This window comes from Streptomyces sp. CRN 30 (assembly GCF_034105845.1).
This window is the reverse complement of the sequence record NZ_JAVRHI010000095.1, coordinates 1-5,262: the sequence shown is the minus strand read 5'-3', so window position 1 is coordinate 5,262 and position 5,262 is coordinate 1. Positions and strand designations below refer to the sequence as shown.

The window sequence follows — 5,262 nt, the reverse complement described above, 5'->3', positions numbered from 1 at the left end:
CGGTGCGGCCGTCGCCAGCGCCAGCCCGAGCCCGCCGACCACCGCGGCCACGGCCGCCCACAGCGACGCGGGCAGCCCGTTGCCGGTCATCAGCGAGGCGAGCAGCAGGGCCAGCGGGAGTTCGAGCACGAACAGCGGCTGGACCAGCGACAGCGGGCCCGTCGCCAGGGCCGCCGCCTGTCCCGCCGCGGCGACGACGACGGCCAGCATCCCGGCGAGCCAGACCGGCTGCCGCAGCAGATCGACGACCAGCCCCGGCCGGAACCCCCGGGTCTGCGGCACGCTCAGCGCGGCCCGCCGCTGTAGCACGGTGGCCAGCGCGTTGCTGAACGCGGCGAGGAACGCGAAGAGGACCGGTGGCAGCACACCCATCCACCGATCCTCGCGCCGTCCGCTCCCGCCCGCGCGCTATGCGCGGCGCCTCGGCCGCTTCGCGCCCCCGGCCGACCGGCGGGCGGCCGGCGGCACCGTCAGTGATCACGCCCGTTCGGCGCGGTCCCACAGCTCCCGCAGTGCGGCGTTGACCCGTCCGGGTTGCTGCGTGTGCGGGTAGTAGCCGGGCACGACCAGGTGCTCCGCGCCGATCACCTCGGCGATGTGGCCGGCGCAGGCGATCAGCGGCTCCCCGGCGTACTTCCGGTACGCCTCGGGCGCCCCCGCCCAGTCACCGGAGATCATCAACTTGGGGAAGGGCGCGTCGGCCAGCGGTCCGAGCGGGATGTCCGCGTCCCAGCAGGGGCGTTCGTTCATGGTGGTGGCCGCGGCGCGCAGCCGTGCCGGGGTCGGCTCCGGCGTCGCCATGCCGACCGACTCGGTGGCCGCCCGGAGGAACTCCTCGGGCGTGAGGCCGGCGGGCAGCGCCGCGGTGGCCGCGCGGGCCCGGGCCAGCGCCTCGGCGACGACGGGGTGGCGTGCGGCCGGCCGCAGCGCGCCGGGCTGGACGAGGGTGAGCGAGCGGACCAGGTCGGGGCGGCGCACGGCGGCGGCCATGGCGCTCACCCCGCCGTAGGCGTGCCCGACCAGGTGGGCGCCGTCGCCGAGGAGGCCGATGACGTCCTCGGCGTCGGCCGCCCAGTCGCTGTGCGCGATGTCCGGGCTGCGCCCGTAGCCCCTGCGGTCCATCACCAGCAGCCGGTGGCGGTCGGCCAGCGGACGCTGGGCCGCGAAGCCGTACCGCTCGTCGTCGCCCCAGGTGAGGATCCCGTGCACCAGGACGGCGGCCGGGGCCCCGGCGGAGTCACCGTCCTCCCACCGGGTGACGTGCACCGGTTCGGGTGCCGCCGGGTCCAGGTGGGTGGATGTGTCCGTCATCGGTTCCTCCCCGTCTTCGGCATTTCCGGTGCGCCTCCGCTCCCCCGGCTCAGCGCGGCACCCCGGCGGGGTCGTCCGCCGGGAGGTCCTCGGGCAGCAGCAGCCGCAGGTCGTCCAGGCCGGGCGCGGCCAGGGTGCCGATCCGCCGGGCCTGCCGCGTCATCATCGTCTCCACCAGGCGGCGCCCGGTGCGGGCGTTGCCGAAGTTGCGGTCGCGCGGGATCGCCGCCACGTACCGCTCCAGCACCTCCACCGTCTCGGGCGGGCAGTCGTAACCGGAGTCCGCGGCCTGCGTCGTGATGATGCCGACCAGTTCCTCGGTGGTGTAGTTCTCGAACTCCACGGTGCGGGTGAACCGCGAGGACAGACCGGGGTTGGAGTCCAGGAACCGCTGCATCTCGGCGGTGTAGCCGGCCGCGATGACGACGATCTCGTCCCGGTGGTCCTCCATCAGCTTCAGCAGCGTCTCCACCGCCTCGCGGCCGAAGTCGGACGTCGCCCCCTCGGGGGTGAGGGTGTAGGCCTCGTCGATGAACAGCACGCCGCCCAGCGCCCGGTCGAAGGCCTCCTTGGTGATCTGCGCCGTGTGACCGACGTACCGGCCGACGAGGTCGGCGCGGGCCACCTCCACGAGCTGCCCCTTGGGCAGCACGCCCAGGGAGTGCAGCAGCTCCGCGTAGAGGCGGGCGACGGTGGTCTTGCCGGTGCCGGGCGGGCCGGAGAAGATCAGGTGCTGGCTGATCTTCGGCGTGGGCAGTCCGGCCGCGCGCCGCTGCCGGGCCGTGGCCAGCAGGTTCACCAGGTCGGTCACCTCGCGCTTGACGGCCCCGAGGCCGATCATGGCGTCGAGCCGGCCGAGCAGCTCCTCGGAGCTGGTCGTCTCCTGGCCCGCGGCCTCCTTGTCGACGCCGACGTCCTCGGGCAGCAGCAGCGACAGGTCGGCCTCGGCCGGGTCCGCCATCGAGCCGAGCCGGAACGCCTGCCGGTCCACCATCTCCTCGAACACCCGGCGCGCGGCGCGGCCGTTGCCGAAGGTGGCGTCCCGCTCCATCCGGCCGTAGTGCTGGGCGAGGGCGTCCAGCGTGCGCGGGTCCAGCTCGTAGTGGTGGGCCTCGCACATCCGCTCGGTGATCGTGACGAGCTCCTCCACCGAGTAGTTGGCGAACTCGATGGTGCGGGTGAAGCGCGAGGCCAGGCCCGGGTTGGAGTTGAGGAAGTCGGCCATCTCGTCGGTGTAGCCGGCGGCGATGACCACGACCTCCTCGCGGTGGTCCTCCATCAGCTTCAGCAGGGTGTCGATCGCCTCGCGGCCGAAGTCGGCGCCGCTGCCCTTGCCGTCCGACAGCAGCGTGTACGCCTCGTCCAGGAACAGCACACCGCCGAGCGCCTCGTTGAACGCCTCGGTCGTCTTGATCGCCGTACCGCCGATGACCTGCGCGACGAGGTCGGCCCGGGACACCTCGACCAGGTGCCCGGAGCGCAGCACGCCCAGGTCGGTGAGAATGCCGCCGTAGAGCCGGGCGACGGTGGTCTTGCCGGTGCCGGGCGGGCCGGAGAAGACCAGGTGGCGGCTCATCGGCGGTACCGGCATGCCGAGCCGGGTGCGGCGCTGCGCCAGCTGGTTGAGGTTGACCAGGGTGCGGACCTGGTGCTTGACGTCGGCCAGGCCGATCAGCGACTCCAGCTCCTCCAGCGGTCCCGCGGGGGCCGCCTTCGCGGCGCGGTTGCGGCCGCCGCCCGCCTCGCCCGCGGCCGAGGCGCCGGCGACGTCGGCCCCCCACACGTCGGGAGCTCCGTTGCCCGCGCTGGTCAGGTCCGCAACGGTGCACCGGTCGCTCGCCCGGGTCTGCTTCAGCCCGGCGCCCCGGTTGTCCCGCACGGCGCAGCCCGACACGGTGACCTGCTCGGTGGTGTCGACGCGGATGCCGTCGCCGAGGCTGCCCGTGACGACGCAGGCGTCGAGGGTGGCCTTGGCCCCGTCCACGGCCATCACGCCGTGCGCGCCCGAGCCGGTGACCTCGGTGCGCAGGACGGACACCTCGCCGGCCTTGTCCACGGCGATGCCGGAGGCGCCGGCGTCGTGGATCCGGCAGTCGCGGACCGTGCCCCGGCCGTCGGCGCCGAAGTGGAGCCCGGCGTCGGCGGCGCCGCGCACGGTGGTGTCCCGCAGGTGCGGGTTGCCGCCGCCGGACACCCGGACGCCGGCCCCGCCGGCGTTCTCGATCTCGCAGTTCTCCAGCCGGCCGCGGCCGTCGTCGAGGATCTCGACACCGGTCCCGCCGGGCGAGGCGATCCTGGCCCGGCGGACCAGCGGGTTGCCGCCGCCCTTGATCAGGATGGCGACGCCGGCCACGTCGGCTATCTCCAGCCGGTCGAACTCGGCGGCCGACTCCTCCTCCAGCACCACCGCGCCCTTGGCGTCCGCGCAGTCGCGCACGGCGGTGTCGGTCAGGGCCGGCGTGCTGTTGCCGATGACGCGGATCGCCGGGCCGCCCGAGCCGTCGAACTCGCACTCACGGAAGGTGCCGCGGGAGCGCTCGGTGACGGCCAGTCCGTTGCCCTTGGTGCGCGAGGCACGGCAGCGCAGCACCTCCGGATCGGCACCGGAGGCCAGCACGAAACCGGGGCCGGTCGTGTCGGTGACCGTCACCTGCTCGAGCACCGGGCGCGAGGCGCTGGTGACGTACACGCCGACGGCCGCGTCGTGCACCCGGACGCGCTGCACGCGGGTGGTGCTGCTGCCCTCCAGGGCGATCGCGGGCTTCTCCGTGCCGGAGATGTCGCAGTCCTCGACGAGGCCCTGCGCCTCGCCGTTGGTGAGCACGCCGTTGCCGCGGGCGTCGCGGATCCGGCAGTCCCGTACGGTGGTGCGGCCGTTCTCGCTGATCACCACGGCGGTGGTGGCCAGGTTCTCCAGCACGCAGTCGACGAGGACGCTGCCGGTGTCGGTGGTGTCCACGACACCGGCGCCGTCCGGGTTGCTGACCCGGCAGCCGCGCATGGCCAGGGAGCCGGACTCGCGGGCCAGCAGGGCGGTCCAGCCGGACCCTACGATCGTGCAGCCGTCCATCGCGACCTGGCCGCGGGCCGCGTCGACGACCGGTACGTCCTCGGAGCCGCCGCGCAGCGTGAGGTCGGTGAGCATGACCGCGTCGGCGACCAGGACGACCGCGCTGCCCTTGCGCGGGCAGATCTCGACACTGCCGCGCTCCCCCTCGGCGACGATCGTCACCCGGGTGCGGACGGTCAGGTTCTCCGGGTAGCGGCCGGGCTTGACCCGGACGACCGCGCCGCTGCGCGCCTGAGCCAGGGCTTCACCGATCGTCCGGTAAGTGTCCGGCTGGTCCGGGCCGACGGTGAGCAACTGCCGTGACAAGCTTGATCCTCCTCGCTCCGGCGCCGCGGTCGGCCCTGTGGGACGGCGGGACGCGCCGGAGTGCAGGCTACGTGAGGGTCCCGGTCATCTTCCAGGCGGGTCAAGGGTGTTCACCTGGACGTTTCGGACAGGTCGCCCAGAGGGGCCCGGACGGAGGGCCGCCGGCGGGCGGCATAGGATGCCCGCCATGCGACGCGACCCCACCCCCGCGCGTGCGGCCGCTGCCGCCGTGCTGGCCGCCGTACCCCTGTTCGCCGCCGGTGCCACCCCCGCCGTCGCCGCCGACCCGGTGGAACTGCCGGTCGTCCGTTCGGAGCTGGCCGCGGACGAGGCGTGCGCCGGGGCGTCGGAACGGACCGCGGAGAACGCACCGTGGACCACCGGCGCCCTCGGCCTGTCCCGTGCGTGGCAGCAGTCCCAGGGCGCCGGGGTGACCGTGGCGGTGGTGGACACCGGCGTCGGCGCCTCGATCCCGGCCCTGGACGGCCGCGTGGAGACGGCCGGCGGCGCGAGCGGCGACTGCGTCGGACACGGCAGCTTCGCCGCCGGGCTGATCGCCGCGGCGCCGGCCGAGG

At 74.6% G+C, this 5,262-nt stretch carries 3 protein-coding genes and 1 pseudogene; 1 reads left to right on the top strand and 3 read right to left on the bottom strand.

Features of this window, described 5'->3' with window-relative positions; all coding sequences use genetic code 11:
• The 3 genes from UW392_RS09215 to UW392_RS09205 all read right to left on the bottom strand — a co-directional run.
• Positions 1-372: DMT family transporter (locus UW392_RS09215; RefSeq protein WP_320774407.1), on the bottom strand; the 372-nt coding region annotated here is incomplete at its 3' end.
• A 105-nt stretch (positions 373-477) separates the two neighbouring features.
• Entirely contained in the window at positions 478-1,311 is an 834-nt protein-coding gene (locus UW392_RS09210; RefSeq protein ID WP_320774406.1) for an alpha/beta hydrolase, read from the bottom strand.
• Positions 1,312-1,360: 49 nt separating this feature from the next.
• Complete coding sequence (locus UW392_RS09205; protein WP_320774405.1) at positions 1,361-4,687, bottom strand: right-handed parallel beta-helix repeat-containing protein; 3,327 nt, start codon at positions 4,685-4,687, stop codon at positions 1,361-1,363.
• 187 nt (positions 4,688-4,874) lie between these two features.
• Here UW392_RS09205 and UW392_RS09200 point away from each other — a divergent pair.
• Positions 4,875-5,262 (top strand): annotated as a pseudogene (locus UW392_RS09200) (peptidase); the annotation flags it as partial.

Excerpts from the sequence above, each read along its gene's own strand:
- UW392_RS09210 (WP_320774406.1), bottom strand. The coding sequence starts at position 1,311 with ATGACGGACACATCCACCCACCTGGACCCGGCGGCACCCGAACCGGTG.